Annotated in this window: 15 protein-coding genes; 9 read left to right on the top strand and 6 right to left on the bottom strand. The window is 62.4% G+C overall.

Annotated features, from left to right (window positions below; all coding sequences use genetic code 11):
* The first annotated feature begins 20 nt into the window (after positions 1-20).
* From EO245_RS10230 to EO245_RS10200, 7 genes are all read left to right on the top strand, one after another.
* Entirely contained in the window at positions 21-845 is an 825-nt protein-coding gene (locus tag EO245_RS10230; protein WP_128892834.1) for an LD-carboxypeptidase, read from the top strand.
* A 26-nt stretch (positions 846-871) separates the two neighbouring features.
* The gene (fabD, locus tag EO245_RS10225; protein ID WP_128892833.1) at positions 872-1,813 is read left to right on the top strand and encodes an ACP S-malonyltransferase; all 942 of its coding nucleotides are present in this window, start codon (positions 872-874) and stop codon (positions 1,811-1,813) included.
* Complete coding sequence (locus EO245_RS10220; protein WP_128892832.1) at positions 1,810-2,400, top strand: hypothetical protein; 591 nt, start codon at positions 1,810-1,812, stop codon at positions 2,398-2,400. The genes fabD and EO245_RS10220 overlap by 4 nt, the downstream gene beginning before the upstream one ends.
* Positions 2,400-3,152: a 3-oxoacyl-[acyl-carrier-protein] reductase gene (fabG, locus tag EO245_RS10215; protein WP_128892831.1), complete on the top strand. Its 753-nt coding sequence runs from the start codon at positions 2,400-2,402 to the stop codon at positions 3,150-3,152. The genes EO245_RS10220 and fabG overlap by 1 nt, the downstream gene beginning before the upstream one ends.
* Before the next feature lie 27 nt (positions 3,153-3,179).
* Positions 3,180-3,698 carry a hypothetical protein gene (locus EO245_RS10210; RefSeq protein ID WP_128892830.1) on the top strand — a complete coding sequence of 173 codons (519 nt, stop codon included), beginning with the start codon at positions 3,180-3,182 and terminating at the stop codon, positions 3,696-3,698.
* Positions 3,699-3,914: 216 nt separating this feature from the next.
* Positions 3,915-5,042 (top strand): DNA polymerase III subunit beta, encoded by a 1,128-nt coding sequence (gene dnaN / locus EO245_RS10205; RefSeq protein ID WP_128892829.1) that lies wholly within the window; start codon positions 3,915-3,917, stop codon positions 5,040-5,042.
* Positions 5,043-5,126: 84 nt separating this feature from the next.
* Entirely contained in the window at positions 5,127-6,209 is a 1,083-nt protein-coding gene (locus EO245_RS10200) for a DUF2855 family protein (protein WP_128892828.1), read from the top strand.
* Here EO245_RS10200 and EO245_RS10195 read toward each other — a convergent pair.
* The 6 genes from EO245_RS10195 to EO245_RS10170 form a co-directional block, all read right to left on the bottom strand.
* Complete coding sequence (locus EO245_RS10195; protein ID WP_128892827.1) at positions 6,206-7,216, bottom strand: NAD(P)-dependent alcohol dehydrogenase; 1,011 nt, start codon at positions 7,214-7,216, stop codon at positions 6,206-6,208. The genes EO245_RS10200 and EO245_RS10195 overlap by 4 nt on opposite strands.
* Before the next feature lie 84 nt (positions 7,217-7,300).
* Entirely contained in the window at positions 7,301-9,055 is a 1,755-nt protein-coding gene (locus EO245_RS10190) for an amidohydrolase family protein (protein ID WP_128892826.1), read from the bottom strand.
* Between the two features lie 70 nt (positions 9,056-9,125).
* Positions 9,126-10,616, bottom strand: coding sequence for an MFS transporter (locus EO245_RS10185; RefSeq protein ID WP_128892825.1), 1,491 nt, complete (start codon positions 10,614-10,616; stop codon positions 9,126-9,128).
* A 26-nt stretch (positions 10,617-10,642) separates the two neighbouring features.
* The gene (locus EO245_RS10180; RefSeq protein ID WP_128892824.1) at positions 10,643-11,959 is read right to left on the bottom strand and encodes an FAD-dependent oxidoreductase; all 1,317 of its coding nucleotides are present in this window, start codon (positions 11,957-11,959) and stop codon (positions 10,643-10,645) included.
* 29 nt (positions 11,960-11,988) lie between these two features.
* Entirely contained in the window at positions 11,989-12,837 is an 849-nt protein-coding gene (locus EO245_RS10175) for an alpha/beta fold hydrolase (protein ID WP_234026875.1), read from the bottom strand.
* Between the two features lie 29 nt (positions 12,838-12,866).
* A complete protein-coding gene (locus EO245_RS10170) occupies positions 12,867-14,561 on the bottom strand; it encodes an alpha/beta hydrolase (RefSeq protein ID WP_128892823.1) in 1,695 nt (564 codons plus the stop codon).
* 150 nt (positions 14,562-14,711) lie between these two features.
* Here EO245_RS10170 and EO245_RS10165 point away from each other — a divergent pair, with 150 nt between their 5' ends.
* Together EO245_RS10165 and EO245_RS10160 are read left to right on the top strand one after the other, a co-directional pair.
* Positions 14,712-17,429, top strand: a complete 2,718-nt coding sequence (locus EO245_RS10165; RefSeq protein ID WP_234026874.1) for an EAL domain-containing protein — start codon at positions 14,712-14,714, stop codon at positions 17,427-17,429.
* A 93-nt stretch (positions 17,430-17,522) separates the two neighbouring features.
* Positions 17,523-19,733 carry a bifunctional diguanylate cyclase/phosphodiesterase gene (locus EO245_RS10160; RefSeq protein WP_128892822.1) on the top strand — a complete coding sequence of 737 codons (2,211 nt, stop codon included), beginning with the start codon at positions 17,523-17,525 and terminating at the stop codon, positions 19,731-19,733.
* Positions 19,734-19,770: the final 37 nt, after the last annotated feature.

Below are 19,770 nucleotides of genomic sequence, written 5' to 3'. Positions count from 1 at the left end.
CAAGCGGGCTAGCAAGCGACATGACCAGAATTGCGATATGCGCCCCCGGAAAGCGGCTCGAACGAGAACATGCCGACGCTGTTCTCGACCTGGCGCAGGAGCGGGGCGGGGTGGAACTGGTGTTCCATCGCCAATGTTTCGAACGCCACGGTCACTTTGCCGGCGACGACGAAACGCGGCTCGAGGCCTTCCTCGAATGCGCGAACGATCCCGATGTGGACGCGGTCTGGTTCGCTGCCGGCGGTTACGGGTCCAACCGGATCGCATCGCAGGCGATCGCCGGACTCGGGGACGCTGCACGCAGCAAGACCTTCCTCGGCTATTCGGACACGGGATATATCCTCGCGTCGCTCTACAAGGCGGGCATCGGCAAGCCCGTTCACGGTCCGATGGTTGCTGATATTTCGCGCGACGATGGCGAAGCGGCGATTTCGCGCTCGCTCGATTGGCTGACCGGCAATGTGAGCGGCCTCGAAGCGGAGCTGGACGAGCGACCGACTGTAGCTTTCAACCTGATGACGCTCGCGATGCTGTGCGGGACCGACTTGATGCCCGACCTGACCGGACATGTCGTCTGCGTCGAGGAGGTGGGCGAATATCTTTATGCCGTCGACCGGCTGTTCTTCCATGTCACGCAGCATCTCTCCGACATTGCAGGTCTGCGCCTTGGACGCATCGGCGCCGTGCCCGAGAACGACCGCCCCTTCGGCATGAGCGAACAGGAAATCGCGCAATTTTGGTGCGAGCGGGCAGGCATTCCATACCTCGGTCTCGCCGACATCGGTCACGACGCTGCCAACAAGATCGTGCCCTTCGGGGTTGCGAGCGAAGCGCTGCGCGCATAACCCGCGCGGCCAAAGGAGAACACAAAATGCGAGCTTTCGTTTTTCCGGGTCAGGGAAGCCAGAAAGTAGGGATGGGGGCAGAACTGGCCGATGCCAGCACCGCGGCCCGAGAGACCTTCGAAGAAGTCGACGACGCGCTGTCGCAGAACCTCTCGATGATCATGCGCGAGGGGCCCGAAGGCGAACTCACCCTCACCGAAAACGCCCAGCCGGCGATCATGGCGAACGCTATCGCCACCCTGCGCGTGCTGCAGCGCGATTTCGGCGTGTCGCTGGTCGACCACGGCAATTTCGTCGCCGGTCACAGCCTTGGCGAATACACGGCGCTCTGCGCGGTTGGCTCTTTCTCGCTAAGCGATACGGCGCGTCTGCTGAAGCTTCGCGGACAGGCCATGCAGGCGGCCGTTCCGGTCGGCGAGGGTGCGATGTGCGCTCTGCTCGGTGCCGACCTCGAAAAGGCACAGAAACTCGCCGAAGCGGCTGCCGAAGGGCAGGTGTGCGAGGTCGCCAACGACAACGATCCGACGCAGGTGGTCCTTTCCGGCCATGCCGGCGCGATCGAACGGGCAATCGGCCTCGTGAAGGACTTCGGCATCAAGCGCGGGGTTCCGCTGCCGGTCTCTGCGCCGTTCCACTGCTCTCTGATGCAGCCCGCTGCCGACGCAATGGCCGAGGCTCTGGCTGAAACGCCTCCGGGCGGCCTCGACCTGCCGCTTTATGCCAATGTCACCGCTGCGCCGGTCGACGACCCCGCCGAAGAGCAGCGCCTGCTCGTCGAGCAGGTGACCGGCCGGGTTCGCTGGCGTGAAAGCGTGCTCGCGATGCGTGAGGCTGGCGTAGAACACTTCGTCGAGCTCGGCGGCAAGGTCCTCGGCCCGATGATCGGCCGGATCGATCGCGACGCGGCGACCAGCAGCATCATTACGATGGAAGACCTCGAAACGCTCGCCAAGGAACTGACTTCGTGAGTGTTTTCGGCTCCGTCCTGGCTTCCGCGATGCTCACCGTATCGCAGCCGGCCAACGCCGCCTCGGTCGAAACGCAGCTCGCCTGCATGACCGAGCCCGCGTCCGCCGAAGCGGCGTCGACCTACGACACGTTTATCGCCGAGTTCTCTCCCGAGGTGACAGCGAGCGGGAAGATGGACCCAGAATTCAGGGCGCTGATCATCAGCGAAGGCGAGCGCTGCTCGGAAGAGTATGGCTGGACGCGGCGACAGGCCGATTTCGCGAAGCTCCATCTCGTGGGCAGCCTGCTCGAAGCCGGTTCGTGGAATTCTGTCCCGCTTAGCGATGCAAAGAAGGCCCAGCTCGCGGCGGAGTTCGACCGGCAGGGCCCCGATGCCATGGCAGTGGTCGTCTCGGCGTTTCAAAACAAGGATTCGCCGAGCTCGAAGGCCTTCATCATGCAATGGACGACCAAGCTGATGGCGGACATGGAACTGGCCGACGATTACGAGATGGGGACCTATCTCGGTAACCTGCTCGTCGGCTGGTCGATGACACGGAGCGCGAAGGCGCGATTCGCCGAAACATTTGAAAAGGAAGACAATTGATGTTCTCGCTCGAAGGAAAGACCGCGCTCGTTACCGGTGCCAGCGGCGGCATCGGCTCTTCCATCGCCCGTGCGCTCGCACGGCAGGGCGCCCGCCTGGCGCTTTCCGGCTCGAACGGCGCGAAACTGCGCGCCTTTCGCGAGGAACTGAACGACGAATTCGGTCACGATCACGTCGAGATTACCTGCGACCTGTCGAACAGCACGCAGGTCGAGGAACTGATCCCGGCGACCATCGATACGCTCGGCGGCATGGACATCCTCGTCAACAACGCCGGCATCACGCGCGACAATCTCGCCATGCGGATGAAGGACGACGAGTGGGACGAGGTCATCCGTATCAATCTCGAAGCTTCCTTCCGCCTGATGCGCGCAGCCGCGCGTCCGATGATGAAGGCGAAGCACGGGCGCATCATCTCGATCACCAGTGTCGTTGGTGCGACCGGTAACCCGGGGCAGATGAACTACGTTGCGGCCAAGGCCGGTCTCACCGGCATGAGCAAGAGCCTCGCGCAGGAGCTTGCGAGCCGCGGCATCACGGTCAACTGCGTCGCGCCGGGCTTCATCAGGACCGCGATGACCGACCAGCTCAACGACGCGCAGAAGGATGCGATCAACGCCCGCATCCCGATGGCGCGCATGGGCGAGGGCGAGGATATCGGGGCGGCGGTCGCCTATCTCGCTTCGGACGAGGCAGGCTATGTCACCGGCCAGACGCTGCATGTGAATGGCGGCATGGCGATGATCAGCTAAGCGCCGATATCTCAGGGGGTTAAAATCGTGAATTCGAAGAAGATAATGGTGGCAGCGGGGCTCTGCTCGCTTGCCGGTTTCGCTACGCCGGTATCGGCTCAGATCAAGGCGGAAGCCGAGCAGTGCCTGATAAACGATTCCAGCGAGCAGGTTCACACGCTCCTGAGGGGGCTCAACACCCCGAACCAAACGTACGAACCGCAGGTCAAGGCCGATTTCAATCGCACGATGCTCGCATGCGAGCAGCGATACGGCTGGCAACGCGCCCAGACGATCGATGCGGGAGCCTACGCTGGTTTCGTGCTTCGCTTCCGCGACAAGGAGCAGGCCATGGTCGCGCGCGGCGTTTCGCCGAGCCAGCTCGCCAGTCTGCGCGGTGCGGCCGGCCTTCTCTTTAACGAAAACAATACGGCGATGGCCAACTGGCTGCGCCAGAACGGCTACCGGTCGCTGGCCGCTTTTCGGTCGACGAACGATTTCGCCTATTTCGACGCCTGGATGGGAGTGCTGACTGCTGGCCGGAAGCTCGAGGACGGCAAGCTGTAACTCCTTATCCCCAAGCGGACCCGCCATCGCGCCCCTGCGCGACCTGCAACAATAGCTTATCTTCGGCCCGCAAGCGCTTTTATCCCCAAGGAATCCGGCTTGCATGCCGGAGGCGCTTGCCGCCGACACTGGCCTCGCTAAGGATAGCTGCAACACTTTCCGGCGCTCGCGGGCGAATCCGGCCCTTGGCACACACGGGCGCGCATGGGGGAATTGATGAAAGCCACTATCGAACGCGCCACCCTGCTCCGTAGCCTTGGCCACGTGCAATCCGTGGTGGAGCGGCGCAACACCATTCCGATCCTGTCGAACGTCCTGATCGAGGCGGATCAGGGGGGATCGGTCAAGATCATGGCGACCGACCTCGATCTCCAGGTCGTCGAGACCATGCCTGCTGCCTCGGTCGAGAATCCGGGGTCAATCACCGTTTCGGCACACCTGCTGTTCGACATCGCACGCAAGCTGCCCGAAGGCAGCCAGGTGAGCCTTGAGACGGCCGACAACCGCATGGCGATCAAGGCCGGGCGCAGCCGCTTCTCGCTGCCGACCCTGCCGCGCGACGATTTCCCGACCATCGTGGAAGGCGACCTGCCGACGAGCTTCGAGCTCCCGGCCAAGACGCTTGCCGAAATGATCGATCGCACCCGCTTCGCGATCAGCACCGAGGAAACGCGCTACTACCTCAACGGCATCTTCCTGCACGTTGCGGAAGACGACAAGCCGGTTCTGAAGGCGGCCGCGACCGATGGCCACCGCCTCGCGCGCTTCACGCTCGACCAGCCGGAAGGCGCGGCGGGCATGCCGGACGTGATCGTTCCGCGCAAAGCCGTCGCCGAACTTCGCAAGCTGCTCGAGGAAGCGATGGACGCGAACGTCCAGATCGACCTTTCGGCCAGCAAGATCCGCTTCACGCTCGGCGGGGAGGGCGGCGTCGTCCTCACCAGCAAGCTGATCGACGGTACCTTCCCGGATTACAGCCGCGTCATCCCGACCGGGAACGACAAGCTGCTCAAGATAGACCCGAAGAGCTTCTACGAAGGCGTCGACCGCGTCGCGACCATCGCGACCGAGAAGACGCGCGCGGTGAAGATGGGCCTCGAGAACGACAAGGTCGTGCTCTCGGTCACCAGCCCGGACAACGGCACCGCGACCGAGGAAGTGGCGGCGGAATACGGCGCGGACGGTTTCGAGATCGGCTTCAACGCCAATTACCTGAAGGACATCCTGAGCCAGATCGACGCGGATGCAGTCGAACTGCACCTCGCCGATGCCGGAGCTCCGACGCTCATCCGCAAGGATGACAAGTCGCCTGCGCTCTATGTCCTGATGCCGATGCGCGTCTGACCGGATGCGCGCCGGCCATGGCGCGCAACACGGTGGGAAAGCGAGCGCGACTAGGCTAGGCATGGCGGCAAAGGAGAGACCGCCATGCAAAGCCAGATCCATGTCCGCAAAGATGCCCTGACCGAGGCAGAACTCGTTCACGTCGAACCGGGCGTCCTGCCCGATGGTGCCGTGCGGCTCGAGATCGAGAGCTTCTCGGTCACGGCGAACAACATCACCTATGCAGTGGTCGGCGACGGCTTCGGATACTGGAACTTCTTCCCGGCGCCCGATGGCATGGGCATCGTCCCGATGTGGGGCCACGCGAAGGTCGTCGAGAGCAACCACCCGGATATCGCCGTAGGCGAGCGAGTCTATGGCTATCTTCCGATGGGCACGCACCTCGATGTCGTGCCGGGCAATGTCTCCAAGGGCGGCTTCATGGACATGGCTGCCCATCGCCAGCCGATGAGCCCGATCTACAACCAGTATTCGCGCCTTGCGGCCGATCCGGAACATGATCCGGCGCGCGAAGGCGAGCGCATGATCTTCGGCCCGCTGTTCAAGACCGGCTTCCTTATCGAGAGCTTCATGCGCCGCGAGAACTGGTTCGGTGCGGGCACCGTCGTGATGACCAGCGCTTCGTCGAAGACTTCCATGGGGCTGGCGAGCGTCGCCAAGCACCGTTCCCCCGATGTGAAGCGCATCGGCCTGACCTCGAAGGGCAATGTCGAGTTCACCCGCTCGACCGGTCTCTATGACGAGGTCGTCGCCTATGACGATGTCGCCTCGCTGTCAGCGGACCCTGCCGTCGTCGTCGACTTCGCGGGCAATGCCGGAGTGCTGAAGGCCATTCACGAGCATTTCGGCGACGCGCTTAAATATTCCTGCCTCGTCGGCGCGACCCATATCGAGGCGCGCGGCGCGGGGATGGGCGGCGATGCCGACCTGCCGGGTCCGACCCCGACGCTGTTCTTCGCCCCCGACCATGCGGTCGCGGCGATCAAGGAACTGGGGCCGGAAGGCTTCGGCAAGCAGGTCGCCGAAAGCTGGCACGCATTCCTCGCCGACGTCGGAGACACGGTCGAGATCGAGCGGCACGCAGGTATCGAGGCGGCAAAGCAGGTATTCGTCGCGATGGTGCAGGGCCAGGTCGACCCGGCCAAGGGAATCGTTATCGAGCCCTAGATATCGACCGCGATCTTGCCGAAGTGCTTGTTCGCCTCCTGGTGGCGGAAAGCATCGGCGAGGTCGGCGAGTGCGAAGTGATCGGAGATGACCGGCTTGATGCCGTTCGCCTCGATCGCGTCGATCATGTCCTGCTGCATGGCGCGGCTGCCTACGGTAAGGCCCTGGACCTTGAGATTCTTCGAGAAGAGCAGGGCGGTTTGCACCGGCCCGGCAAAGCCTGCGAGCACGCCGATCAGCGCGACGTGGCCGCCGACGCGGGTCGCCAGCATCGACTGGTCGAGCGTTCCTGCGCCGCCGATCTCGACCACGCAGTCGACCCCGCGGCCACCGGTGATCTCAAGCGCCTTCGGCCCCCACGCCTCGACCTCCTTGTAGTTGATCAGGTGATCGGCCCCGAGCGCCTTGACCCGCTTCAGCTTCTCGTCGGATGAGCTGGTCGCGATCACGGTCGCTCCGGCGGCTTTCGCGAATTGCAGGGCGAAGATCGAAACCCCGCCCGTGCCCTGGACGAGGACCGTGTCTCCGGGCTTGAGCGTGTAGTCCACGAACAGCGCCCGCCATGCGGTGAGGCCTGCGCAGGTCAGCGTTGCCGCTTCTGCATGGCTGTAGCCCTTCGGCGCGCGGGTGAACCAGTGCGTCGGCGCTGTGATGCTCTCACGAGCATAGCCGTCGATCCCGTCGCCCGGCACTCGGGTGAAAGCGGTCTGCGGAGGCCTGCCATCGATCCAGTCGGGAAAGAAGGTCGAGACCACGGCATCGCCGACCGCGAATTCGCTCACGCCTTCGCCGACCGCAGTGACTTCACCTGCGCCGTCGGACATGGGGATCCGGCCCTGGGCTGCCGGGATCATGCCTTTGACGACCGCATAATCGTGATAATTCAGCGAACTGGCCTTGATCGCGACAGTAATTTCGCCAGGTCCCGGAGCGGGTGCATCGTCGATATCGACCAGTTCGAGCGCTTCGAGGGTAGAGGGCGTCGCGCCCGTGCGGATGGCTTTCATGGTGGTTTTTCCCGGAGTTCGGATCGTAGGAGACGGCGCCGCGAGGCGGGGGCGAGCCCCGCGTCTTCGCAGCGCCGGAATGCGTTACTCGGCGGCTTCTGCCAGCTCTGCGCGCTGCGGGCCGCGGATGAGGCCGCCCGGGGTTTCGCCGGTCCATTCGCCGTTGCGGAAGGTGACCGTGCCATTCTTGATCGTCGCGACATAGCCGTCCGCCTTCTGCAACAGGCGCTTGCCGCCAGCCGGAAGGTCGAAGGCGAGCCACGGCTTGCCTAGCTTGAGCTTGTCGAAATCGATAATGTTGAGATCGGCGAGATAGCCCGGCGCGATCACGCCGCGGTCCTCGAGGCCATAGAGCCTCGCGGTATCGCTGCACTGGCGCTTGATCGCGTTCTCCAGCGAGATGCGATCCCCGCGCTTGCGATCGCGCACCCAGTGCTGGAGCATGAAGGTGGGCGATGCGGCATCGCAGATCGTGCCGCAATGCGCGCCGCCGTCGGACAGCGAGTTCACCGTGTCGTCGCTATGCTGCAGCGGGAGCAGGAACTCGAGATCGCCGTCGGCATAATTGAGGATCGGGAAATAGATGAAGCCCTTGCCATCGTCGCGGCAGAGCATGTCGTAGGCGTATTCCTGCGGATCGACGCCGGCCGCAGTGCCGCGGGCCTGCACGGTCGCATCCTGCGGCGGTTCGTAGTCGAAATCCTCGTCCATCTCGAACATCAGGCCCCAGCCGTTCGTGAGGGCGAAGATCACTTCCTTCACGTCCTCGGCCACTTCGGAGTAGTCGTTCGGTTCGGCCAGCAGTTTCGCCTTGAATTCGGGGTCGAGCAGTTTCGCTTTCTTATCTTCCCACGAAAGCTCTTCCATCGCCTGCCAGCTCGGGCGCAGCACGAAGGGGTTCACCGTGCCCTGCCAGGCCATGATGATCCCGTTTCCGCGCAGCGCGATCTGGGCGACGATATTGGCGCCGTTGTCGTTCTCGGCGCGCATGTTGGAGATCTGCTCGTCGAGCGGCTGTTCCTTGGCGATCGACTGGAGCGCTGCGAAGGTGACGGGCAGGCCGGTTTCGCGGCTGAGGCTGCCCATCCACTCGAACTCGTTCCACTCGCGGCGAAGGTCGCTCGCCATTTCGAACACGCCGTAGCCGACGCGGCCCATCGCACGACCGAGCTCGATCAGCTCGTCGGCCTGCGCGGTCGTACCGGGGACGAGGACGCCGTTCACGTCCTTGTGCAGAACGGTGCGGCTCGTCGAGAAGCCCAGCGCGCCTGCACGCACGCCGTCTTCGACGATCTGTGCCATCTGGCGGATGTCTTCCTCGGTCGGGACTGCACCCGGCTCCTCGCGCTCCTCGAGGACATAGGCACGCACCGCGCCATGCGGGACATGGGTGCCGACATCGACGGTGCGCGGCAGCTTCTCCAGCTCGTCGAGATATTCGGGGAAGGTTTCCCAGTTCCAGGTGATGCCTTCGGCAAGGGCGGTGCCGGGAATGTCCTCGACGCCTTCCATCAGCTGGATGAGCCAGTCGTGCTTGTCGGGCTTGGCGGGAGCGAAGCCTACGCCGCAATTGCCCATGACGACGGTGGTCACGCCGTGCCAGCTGGACGGGGCCATTTCCTGGTCCCATGTCGCCTGCCCGTCGTAATGCGTGTGAATGTCGACGAAGCCGGGCGTGACGAGCAGGCCGCTGGCGTCGATTTCCTCCGCTGCATCGCCCGTCACCTCTCCGACCTGCGCGATAAGGCCGTCCTTGATCGCGACGTCACCGGTGAAACGGTCCTCCCCGGTCCCATCTACAATGGTTCCGCCCCTGATGATCAGGTCGAATGCTGGCATGATTGGTCTCCTCTCTCGAAGAGGAAAGTCTCACAATGCAACCCATGAGTCCATACGCATAGCGACGGGATCAGGCTGCGTTGCGGTGGGGGACCTTGACCGTGAGCAGGATTGCGAGGCCGATGGTGAAGAGAAGCGAGATCGAGGCCATGCCGATGCGCTGGTCGTTCGACCACAGGGTGAAGTACTCGACAAGCAGGGGACCCATCCACACCGTGATCGTCCCGGCAATCGCATAAAGGCCGAAGAATTCGCCGCTTCGCCCGAGCGGCGCCAGCGTGACCAGCATGGTGCGGCTTGCCGATATGCTCGCAGTCGCAGTGATCGCGACGATGCTGATCAGGCCGAGATAGGCAAGATCGGATACGGTGCGGAAGACGAGGCCGTCCCACACCTGCGAATTCTCAACGAGGCCGAAGAACAGGCTCTCTCGCGTGATGCTCAGCTGGACGATCATAGTCGCAATCATCCCGACGATCTCGATCACGAGCGCCCGCTTGACCCCGACCTTTTCTTCCAGCCAGCCGCCGAAGATGCCGCCGCCGAATGCACAGGCGCTCGCGAAGATCGCGTAGCAGAGCATCTCGAGAAAGCCCCAACCGAGGAACAACGCGACATAGACCGCTCCAAGCGCGAGCAGGGCGGCCATCGCATCCTGGTAGAACATGCGCGCGACGAGGAACTTGAGAAGCTCGCGATAATGCGAAGCCTCACGGAAAGTCCGCATGACACTCTTCGCGCCGCTGCGGGTAGCAGCGATCCAGCTCGCGCCGGGAATGCCGGGGTCCTTGGCGTTGAGGAAGAACGGGATCGAGAAGATCACCAGCCATGCCGCGCAGATCGGCCCGGCGATCCGCATGTGCTCGAACGAAGTCACGTCGATACCGAACTGCGGTTCTGCGAAGGGCCACTGGATCAGGCTGGGCAAGACGAACAGCAGGACCAGGGCAATGAATATCAGCGTCGCCGCCAGATTGCCGAGACCCAGTCCGAGCCCGGAAATCATCGACAGCTTGCCTGGCGCACCCGATACGCTGAGCATCGCGTTGTGGGTCACCTCGGAATAGGTATAGCTGACGTAGGCAATCACCAGCAGCGCCATGATCGCCGGGGTCGATAGACCCGCTCCACCGGGCATCGCGAACCACAGCAGCGCCGAGCACAGAGCAATGCTGCCGAGCGTCACTGCGAGGACGGGCTTGAGCCTTCCGCCGCGGTCGAGCGCTGCGCCTAGAAACGGTGCAGTCAAAGCCGCGACAAGGCCCGCCCACTTCGTAACCGAGGCAATCGTCGCCTGGCCTTGCGCATTGGCTGTCGCCTGCGCGGCCTGGGGCTCCATTCCGTCGAGCTGCCCACTGGCGAGCAGGTCAGCCCCGATGATGTCGCGCGCGAAGTACGGCGCGAAGATGTAAATGACGATCAGGATGTAATACGGGTTGCGCGCCCATTCGAAGACCGCCCAGGCAAATCCCGTGCGCCCGAGCGGGCCGCCTTCGCCATGCGCCGGCCGCTCGGAAATCGGTCTTTCAAGCGGGCTCGGATCGATAATGGGAGTGCTCATTCGTATTTCCTCCCAACCATCGCCGCTCAGTCGCGGGCCCGGATCATGCTTTCGATGTCGACGAATTTCTCTCGGGGAGCGCCTTCCCTTGCGGCGGCCTCCTCCGCTTCCTCGATCTTCTTCCAGTCGCGGAATGTGACGACTTCGATGCCGCGTTCCTTCGCCAGGGCATCGAAGCCTTCGCGGCCAGCCTTTCCCTTGCGGCCCAGCGCGCCGCTGGCGTCATCCTCGGCGATTTTTTCGATCAGGCCAAAACCGTCGGGCCGGTTGGTGCCGATCGTGCCGGAGGGGCCGCGTCTCGCCCACCCGACGCAGTAAAGGCCGGGCAGGATACGCCCCTCGTCGTTGGCGAAACGTCCCGCGCGCTCGTCGAACGGGACGCCGGGGATCGGACTGGTGCGATAACCGATGCAACTGACGACGAGATCGGCGGGGATGTCGTAGAATTCCCCCGTACCCTTGGCGCGCCCGGCCTCGACGACAGTGCGCTCGACACGGACTTTCTGCACCTTGCCGTCGCCTTCGAGCGCGACCGGGCTGGCGAACATGTCGAACTCGATCTCGACCGGCGTATCGGCGTGGACGCTTTCCGGAATGGCGGCGAAACTGCGCAGGTGCGCGACCGACTTTCGCAGGCCCGGTTCGAGCAGCGCGTCTTCCTCTTCCTCCGGCAGGTCCTCCGGGTCGACCCGGGGGCTGGCGCGCTCCAGATGCATGAGCTCGCCAAGCTCCTTCGGCGTCATCATGATCTGGTGCGGGCCGCGCCGCCCAAGGATGGTGATCGTGTGGATATTGCTTTCGTTGAGCGCCTTCAGGGCGTGTCCGACTATGTCGGAGCCGGCAAACTCAGCCTCGGTCTTGGCGAGGATGCGCGCCACGTCGAGCGCGACATTGCCCATCCCGATGACGACCGCGTGGCGGCCCGACAGGTCCGGTGCGAGGTCGGCGAATTGCGGATGCCCGTTGTACCAGCCGACGAACGCGGCGCTGCCGAACACGTTGGCGAGGTCTTCGCCTTCCATCCCCAATTGCCGGTCGTTCGGAGCGCCGGTTGCAAGGACGACAGCATCGTACAGGCCCTGCAGGTCGGCGACCGACACATCCTCGCCGATCGTCACATTGCCGACGAAACGCACGTTCTCGGTCAGGGCGGTCTTCTCGTAGCGGCGCGAGACGCCCTTGATCGACTGGTGGTCGGGCGCGACGCCCGTGCGGATCAGCCCGTAAGGGACAGGAAGCGCGTCGAAGATATCGATCCGCACGTCATCGCCCCAGTGCTTCTGGGCCGCTTCGGCGGTATAGTATCCGGCAGGGCCGGAACCGATAATCGCAATATGCCGCATGTGCTTACCTCTCCCTCTTGGTTCGCACGTCAGGCTGCTTCCGACAGATCCTCTTCGTCAGTAGTGTCGAGGAACCGCCGGATGGCGGAAACGCTTTGTTCTCGGTGGCTTAGCAGGAACAGGTGCCCGCCGCCTTCCATGATTTCCAGCTCGCTGTTCGGAATGAGCGAATGCAGGATCTTGCCGTTCGCGAGCGGCACGATCTGGTCGTCGTCACCCATCATGATGAGCGTGTGCTTGCGCATGAACGGCAGCGCCGGTGCGCTGGTCCAGCCGAGCATGGCGAGAAGCTGGTAGAAATAGCCGCGCGGGGTGGGGGGCTTGAGCCGCCCGATATGCTCCGACTTGCCCGAACCCTTGCCGAGCGCGCCGCCGTAAAGCGTCTGGAAATGCTTCGCCATGAAGGCGGCATCGACGTAGCGGCGCGGGTCGGCCATTTTCGAAAGGGCTGCCGGATTGCCCGGCACCATCAGCATGCCTGCACTGGTCGCGATCAGCACGAGGCGATGCGTGCGCTTGGGATGCTGGATCGCGAAATGTTGCGCCATCGCGCCGCCCCAGCTCACGCCCATTACGTCGACCCGGTCGATCTTGAGCTTGTCGAGCAGCTGGGTCGTCGTCCACGCCATGGTGAAGGCGTTGTAGGGGATGGTCGGTTCCGGCGATTCACCAACGCCGGGCATGTCGAACATGATGAAGGGCCGGTCGTCGAGCGCCTCGGCCAGCGGAGCGACCGCTTCGATATTGGCCCCGATCCCGTTGAAGAACAGGACGGGCAGGTGGTCGCTCGGTTCGTTGAGCCGCCAAGTGGCGACCCGGAGCGTTCTGCCGCCGACGGTCTCCATCGAGATGTCGGCGGTTGTCATCGCGTCGGTCAATCGGAATTCCTTCTGGCGAGCCCGCAGGCTCAGCGTTCCTCTACAACATACAGACCCGGAGCCGGATCCAATGCAGGGTACGCTTTGTTACCCACCGATTTCGGAGCCTTCTTCTTGTCGCCGGAACGGGCCTGGACCCATTCCATCCAGTAAGGCCACCAGCTGCCGGCTACTTCCTCGGTGCCCTTGAGCCATTCGTCCGCGGTCTCCGGAAGGTCTCCGTCCTTCTTCTGGACGTAATAGCGCGCCTTCGGGTTGCCCGGCGGGTTGAGGATCGCCTGCATGTGGCCCGAGTGGCTCAGCACGTAGGTCACGTCGTCGGAGCCGAACAGCTGGGTCGAACGGTAGGTCGCCTTCCACGGGGTGATGTGGTCGGTCACCCCGCCGAGGATGAACAGGTCGCTCGTCACCTTCGAGAGGTCGACCTTGTGATCGACCATTTCGACCTCGCCCTTCTTGGTGAAGGCGAGGGTTTCGAAAATGGTCAGGAAGTCGCCCATGAGCGAAGCCGACAGGTTGGTCGCATCGGCATTCCAGAACAGGACATCGAACGCCGGCGGGTCTTCGCCCAGCAGGTAGTTGTTGATGACGTAGTTCCAGATCAGGTCGTTCGGTCGCAGCCATGCAAAGCCGCGGGCAAGGTCGTCACCCTTGATGACGCCCTTTTTCGCAGCGCGGCGGCGGGCGAGCTTCATGCCGTTCTCGGTCACCAGCGAACCGGCCTCGATGTCGTTCTGCTTGGGATGCAGCACGCAGACCATCAGCGTGAGCGCATTGAGCAGGTCGTCGCCATCGGCTGCCATCTTGGACGCGAGCATCGCCGCCGTCTGGCCGCCCGAGCAGCCTGCCGAGACGTTGATCTTCTTGGAACCGGTAATCTTGGACACCGCCTCCATCGCTTCGCGGCAGGAGCGGATGTAGTCCGCCATGTCCCACACGCCCTGTTCCTTGGACGGGTTGCGCCACGAGATGACGAAGGTCTGGATGCCGTTGTCGAGCTGGTACTTCACCACCGACTTTTCCGGAGACAAGTCGTTGATATACATCTTGTTTATCTGCGGAGGGATGGTCAGCTGCGGGATCTCGTACACCTCGTCCGTCGTCGGTGCATAGTGAACAAGCTCCATCATCTCGGTCCGCAAAACGACCGAACCTTCGGAAGTCGCGATGTTCTTGCCCAGTTCGAACGGTTTCTTGTCGACCTGGCTGACCATGCCCTTGTTGTAGACCATGTCGTCGTAGGCATTCTTGAGACCCTTCACGAGGCTCAGTCCGCCACTGTCGATCAGGCGCTTCTGCGCAGTCGGGTTGCCGACCAGCGTATTGGTCGGGGCAAGGCTGTCGATGATGATATTAGAGATGAAGTTGGCGCGGTCTCGCTCGAGTTCGTCGAGTTCGAGGTCGGCGAGCCAGTTGCGCATGCCCTTCTGCACTGCGAGGTAATACTGCGCGCCGGCGCGGAAGAACGGGTTGTACTGCCAGGCCGGATCCATGAAACGCTTATCGCGGGGATCGGGCGAAAGGTCCGACTGGCCGGTCATGATCTTGATCATGTCCTGACCCATTTCCTGTGCATGCTTCATGGTGCGCTGCGGGTCGGATGCAGTTTCGCGGAGCAGTAGAGCGATCGCGCCGACGAAATCTTCGCGAGCAAGACCGATCATCGGTCCGAGCGCGGTTGTCGACTGGGCGGCTTCGTCTTCGAGCTTCGGGCCTTCTGTCATGGGCAATCCTTCGAACTTCGTCTCTGCCGAAGGATCGTTCATGCACACCTCCATTCACTATGGCAAGCATACGGCAAATCCCTGTTTAGCGGGGAATTCCGTCACCGGCGGGTTAACCGTTTTTCAAAAGCCTTGTGGCACGTGCGTGTCATGGGCGGAGAAGAACCCAAACGGGACCCGCATGACGGTATGGTCGCGACCTCGAAAGGTGCGCGCGATGGTGTGCGTCCTGTGTCTTCGCCGAATATCGAAAATCAGGTTGCCACGGACCGCCGATCAACCGAACGACGTGCGACATCGAAGAATGACCGCGCACTCGGTCGACAGCAGGTCGTACTTCGACAGAACATTCTGCCGATGGATTGGGGCTGGATGGCGCTCGCCGTCGCGATCACCTCAATCCTGGCAATGTTGACAAGCCTGTCTCTGCCTTCGCTGCTAGCAGTCGCCGCAACCCTCATCGGCACGACGGCGGCGTATTTCGGCGGGAAGCTGGCCCGCTTCGAGCGCAGCGGTGAGCCCATTCCAAAGATGTTCGGAGTTATCGCCTGGGGCACGCTGCTTGTCCCGGTCGTCGCTGTGGGCGTAATCATCGCCGACTTTGCCCTGTCGGACAAAATTGCTTGGAGCCTTGGCTGCGCCGGACTGGTCTGCAACGTGACCTTCAGCGCCAGCCTGCTGAGTGGGCGAGTGCCGCAGCAATTTTCGGCCGCAGTTGCAGGGTGGCTGCCCGTCGCATTCATGGTGGGCAGCTTGTCGTCTCTCGGGGCGCTCGGACTTGGTGCTGTTGTTGCGCTCCTTATCGGTCGATACCAACATCGCCTGCAGGTCGAGAGGCGGCGCAAGGACCAAGCGCGCGAGAGGGTGCGCAATCGCGCTGAAGATATCCTTCGCGATTACGAGGAAACCGGGCACGGTTGGTTTTGGGAGACCGATCGTCGCGGCCAACTCACCTACATCTCCAAGTCGGTGTCCAAGGCGCTTGGACGGAGTACCGAAGAACTTCTGCAATGCCCGTTCACCGAGCTATTCGACCTTGGCAGGGACGAGGAAGAAGGGGAGCGCACGCTCGCCTTCCATCTTTCATCGCGATCCTCCTTCGTCGAGCTTGGCGTGAAGGCGAATGTTCAGGGTGAACAGCGCTGGTGGTCGATTAGCGGCCGCCCCGCATACGACAATTTCGGCAACTTCCTGGGCTTCCGTGGTTCAGGTAGCGACCTGACCGAGAAGAAGCGCAACCAGGAATCTGTGAAGAGGCTCGCCCAGTTCGATTCACTGACTGGCCTCGCCAACCGTTTGCAGATGCAGCAGACGCTCGAGAAAATCCTCAACGCCCCGAACGAGCTGCGGCGTGAATGCTCGGTCTTCCTGCTCGACCTTGACCGCTTCAAGCAGGTCAACGATACGCTCGGCCATCCGGCCGGCGATGCTCTGCTGAAGTTCGTGTCTCAACGCCTCGAGCGGGTTGTCGGCAAGGACGGGCGCGTCGGCCGTCTCGGCGGGGACGAATTCAAGGTCATCATTCCCGGACATACGGAACGGGAAAGGCTCGCGCAGATAGCGCACGAGATCATCCATTCGCTCTCTCAGCCTTACACGATCGACGGCCAGCGCGTCATGATCGGGGCTTCGGTCGGTGTCGCCATCGCGCCCTATGACGGCACGACCAGTGAATCGATCATCCGAAATGCCGACCTTGCTCTCTATGCAGCGAAGGACGGCGGGCGAGGGCGCTACCACTTCTATTCGAACGAGCTGCACTCTGCGGTAGAAGAGCGTTCCAAACTCGAGCGAGATCTGCGGGATGCAATCGGAGACGGCGGACTGGAGTTGCACTATCAGCCGGTCGTTACGTCCGACAGCAGCGAAATCGCCGGTTTCGAAGCGCTACTGCGATGGAAGCACCCGCAGCAGGGCTGGCTCTCTCCGGCAAAGTTCATTCCGATCGCGGAGGACACCGGCCTTATCTCCACGATCGGGGAGTGGGCGATCCGCACCGTCTGCAACGATCTCGCAAGCTGGCCGGAGCATATTCGTTGTGCGGTGAATGTGTCCGCGCTCCAGTTCGCCAACCCGCAGCTCCCGACGGTCATCACCAACGCGATTGCCGCCGCTGGCATCCAACCTTCGCGACTGGAGCTGGAGATTACGGAAAGCGTCTTCCTGAATGACGACGCCGGGACCGAGGCCATGTTCGTCGCCTTGAAACGCATCGGGGTGCGCCTCGCTCTCGATGACTTCGGCACCGGCTATTCGTCGCTCGGCTATCTGAAGAAGGCGCCGTTCGACAAGATCAAGATCGACCAGAGCTTCGTGCGCGGTGCCACGCAGCCGGGCAATCGCAACGGAGCGATCATCAGCTCGATTACGAACCTTGCAGATTCACTCGACATGGAAACCACTGCGGAAGGCGTCGAGACGCTGGACGAGCTCGATCTCGTCCGGAACCTGGGCTGCAGTCATGTCCAGGGTTACATCTACTCCAAGCCGGTCCCGCTCGCTCAGGCCAACTTGCTTGTACAGCAGGGACCGACTATCGAGGCGAAAGGTCCGCGATCCGCACGCGAGGCCCGTAGCAAGATGCTGCGCAAGGTCGTGCTCGAACACGGCGGCGAATTCTACAATGCTACAATCCGCAACATGTCGCCAGGCGGCGCGATGATCGAGGGCCTCTACAACGTACCTCCGGGCACGACGTTCAACATCGCAATCAGCGCGAGCTTAGTTGTCAGGGCGACATCGATCTGGAGCCGTGACGAGCGCATGGGGGTCGAATTCGCCGAACGCCTCGATACGAAGGCGACGAACCTGACCGATTTCCAGCTGGTGTCCCAGGATAACGACCGGGACCAACGGCTTTCGGCGTAAACTTTAACGGGCCGTCAACCCAATTCGGTTACTGCCGTAACCCTAGGAAATGAAGGGTCGCTCGACAAAGAGGACGGGTCGAGGGAAATACGAATGGCGAAAGCCGGATTCTTGTCAAAGCTATCGAGGAACAGTGGTGAACGCGCCGCTGCGTACCATCGCGTCCCCATCTCTGCCGACGACCTCGACCGCCGCGTTGCCCTGCTGGACAATTTCGAAGGTTTGAACCTTGGCTGGTTCTGGGCGACCAATGACGAAGGCCGGCTCATCTACCTTTCGGAAAGCGCGGCAAAGCTCGTGGGGCGGCCGCTCGACGAAGTTATCGGCTTGTCGCTCACCGAGCTGTTCGTGCCCGACAAGGACGATGATCCGGACAAGGCCGAGCGCCCGTTGCCATTCCTCCTAAGTGCCAGAAACTCGTTCGCAGACCTTCCTGCACGGGTTTCGCTTTCCTCCGACGATCGCGAACTCTGGTGGTCGATTTCGGGCAAGCCGCAATATGACGAGGAAGGCAATTTCATCGGTTATCGCGGCGCGGCGAAGGACATCACTGCAGTTCGCGAACGCGAGCGCGATGCAAAGCGTCTGGCGCAGTTCGATGGACTGACCGGACTTGCCAATCGCAACCGGATGGAAAAGCGGCTCACGGCCACGCTCACCGCTTACAAGGCGGCGAAGCGGAGCTGTGCGCTTCTGATGCTCGATCTCGACCGCTTCAAGCAGGTCAACGATACGCTAGGTCACCCAGCGGGCGATGAGCTGCTAAAACAGGTGGCGACGCGGCTTGAGAAGATTATCGGAGACGACGGGGAAATCGGTCGCTTGGGTGGCGACGAGTTCCAGGTCATCCTGCCCGACATCGACGATCGCGGAAAGCTGGGCGACATCTCGCATCGCCTGATCCAGATGATCTCGCAGCCTTACTCGATCAACGGCAGTCGCGCGATCATAGGGACGTCAGTCGGGATCGCCATTGCACCTTACGACGGCATCGAGGCGGAAGAACTCGTCAGCAGCGCCGACCTTGCGCTTTATGCGGCCAAGGGCGGCGGGCGTGGTCAATTCCGCTTCTATTCCAGTGAACTGAAAGAAGGCGCACGAGAGCGGAAGGAGATCAGCGACGATCTGCGCGATGCTATTGCGCACGAGCAGCTTGAACTCCACTACCAACCGCTGATCGATCCCGAGACAAACAAGGTTCGTTCGCTGGAAGCGCTGATGCGTTGGAACCATCCGGAAAAAGGTCGGATTTCTCCAGCGACATTTATTCCGATCGCCGAGGAATCGGCCATCATCAACGATGTCGGCAAATTTGCATTGGAACAGGCCTGCAAGGATGCTGCGCAGTGGCCTGGTGACATTTCTGTCGCGGTAAATGTTTCCGCGGTCCAGTTTGCGAACGACAAGTTTCCGGATGTAGTCGAGCAGGCGCTCGCCAAATCGGGCCTGGCGCCGAGCCGGCTCACTCTCGAAATCACAGAGAGTGTGTTTGTGGCTGACCCGCATGCGACGAACCGCATGTTCCAGCGCCTGAAGAAGCGCGGCGTCAGCCTGGCGCTGGATGACTTCGGAACCGGGTATTCCTCGCTCAGCTATCTGACCCGGGCGCCGTTCGACAAAATCAAGATCGACCAAAGTTTTGTCCGGGGCGCGACCGAGGACGATAACAACAACGCGGCCATCATTTCCGCGATCGTCGGCCTCGCCAGGGCGCTGGGAATGACGACTGTCGCCGAAGGCGTCGAAGCGCGCGATGAACTCGAGCTTGTGACAGAGCGCGGTGCCGACCTAATCCAGGGTTTCGTTTTCTCGAAAGCGATCCGCCAGCAAGAACTGTTGGAGCGCTTCGAGAACGGGCAGCTTGAATTCGAGATCGTCGGACCGAGCAAGCACCGCGCCGAACGCAAGCGCCTGTTCCGTCGGATCGGCGTAATTCACGAGGATCACCGGTACGAGGCGGTTCTCCGCAATCTCTCGCGCACAGGGGCCATGATCGAAGGATTGCTGAACGTACCTCAGGGAACGGCGCTCGTGCTCGATCTCGGCGAAGGGCAGCTGGCAGTCGCCAAGGTTCGCCGAACGATGGATGCGCGGCAAGGACTTGAGTTCGAGCAGCCGCTTGTAAGCGATGGTACCGACGGCTTGTGCACGCGCCACCGCGTATCGCCATATGCCCTGGCGGCCGCCGGAATGCCGCTCGCCTCGCTTCCTCCGGGCGACTATCCGCTGATTGGCGGCGAGTATGGAGAGAAGCCGAAGACCCAGCCGCAATTCATGGAAGTGAAGGTCTCGCAGTCTAACTGACTGCAACGAAAGCTTGCTCCCAACAAAGAAGGGGCGG

It is taken from the genome of Erythrobacter sp. HKB08, assembly GCF_004114695.1.
Taxonomy (GTDB): domain Bacteria; phylum Pseudomonadota; class Alphaproteobacteria; order Sphingomonadales; family Sphingomonadaceae; genus Parerythrobacter_A.
Note: the sequence above shows the minus strand (reverse complement) of the source record. Positions and strands in the feature narration are given on the sequence as shown.

What these genes read in the sequence shown, in the direction of transcription:
- EO245_RS10230 (WP_128892834.1), top strand. Translation starts at nt 21, where the DNA reads ATGACCAGAATTGCGATATGCGCCCCCGGAAAGCGGCTCGAACGAGAA.
- fabD (WP_128892833.1), top strand. Translation starts at nt 872, where the DNA reads ATGCGAGCTTTCGTTTTTCCGGGTCAGGGAAGCCAGAAAGTAGGGATG.
- fabG (WP_128892831.1), top strand. Translation starts at nt 2,400, where the DNA reads ATGTTCTCGCTCGAAGGAAAGACCGCGCTCGTTACCGGTGCCAGCGGC.
- dnaN (WP_128892829.1), top strand. Translation starts at nt 3,915, where the DNA reads ATGAAAGCCACTATCGAACGCGCCACCCTGCTCCGTAGCCTTGGCCAC.
- EO245_RS10200 (WP_128892828.1), top strand. Translation starts at nt 5,127, where the DNA reads ATGCAAAGCCAGATCCATGTCCGCAAAGATGCCCTGACCGAGGCAGAA.
- EO245_RS10195 (WP_128892827.1), bottom strand. Translation starts at nt 7,216, where the DNA reads ATGAAAGCCATCCGCACGGGCGCGACGCCCTCTACCCTCGAAGCGCTC.
- EO245_RS10190 (WP_128892826.1), bottom strand. Translation starts at nt 9,055, where the DNA reads ATGCCAGCATTCGACCTGATCATCAGGGGCGGAACCATTGTAGATGGG.
- EO245_RS10185 (WP_128892825.1), bottom strand. Translation starts at nt 10,616, where the DNA reads ATGAGCACTCCCATTATCGATCCGAGCCCGCTTGAAAGACCGATTTCC.
- EO245_RS10180 (WP_128892824.1), bottom strand. Translation starts at nt 11,959, where the DNA reads ATGCGGCATATTGCGATTATCGGTTCCGGCCCTGCCGGATACTATACC.
- EO245_RS10170 (WP_128892823.1), bottom strand. Translation starts at nt 14,561, where the DNA reads ATGACAGAAGGCCCGAAGCTCGAAGACGAAGCCGCCCAGTCGACAACC.
- EO245_RS10165 (WP_234026874.1), top strand. Translation starts at nt 14,712, where the DNA reads ATGGGCGGAGAAGAACCCAAACGGGACCCGCATGACGGTATGGTCGCG.
- EO245_RS10160 (WP_128892822.1), top strand. Translation starts at nt 17,523, where the DNA reads ATGGCGAAAGCCGGATTCTTGTCAAAGCTATCGAGGAACAGTGGTGAA.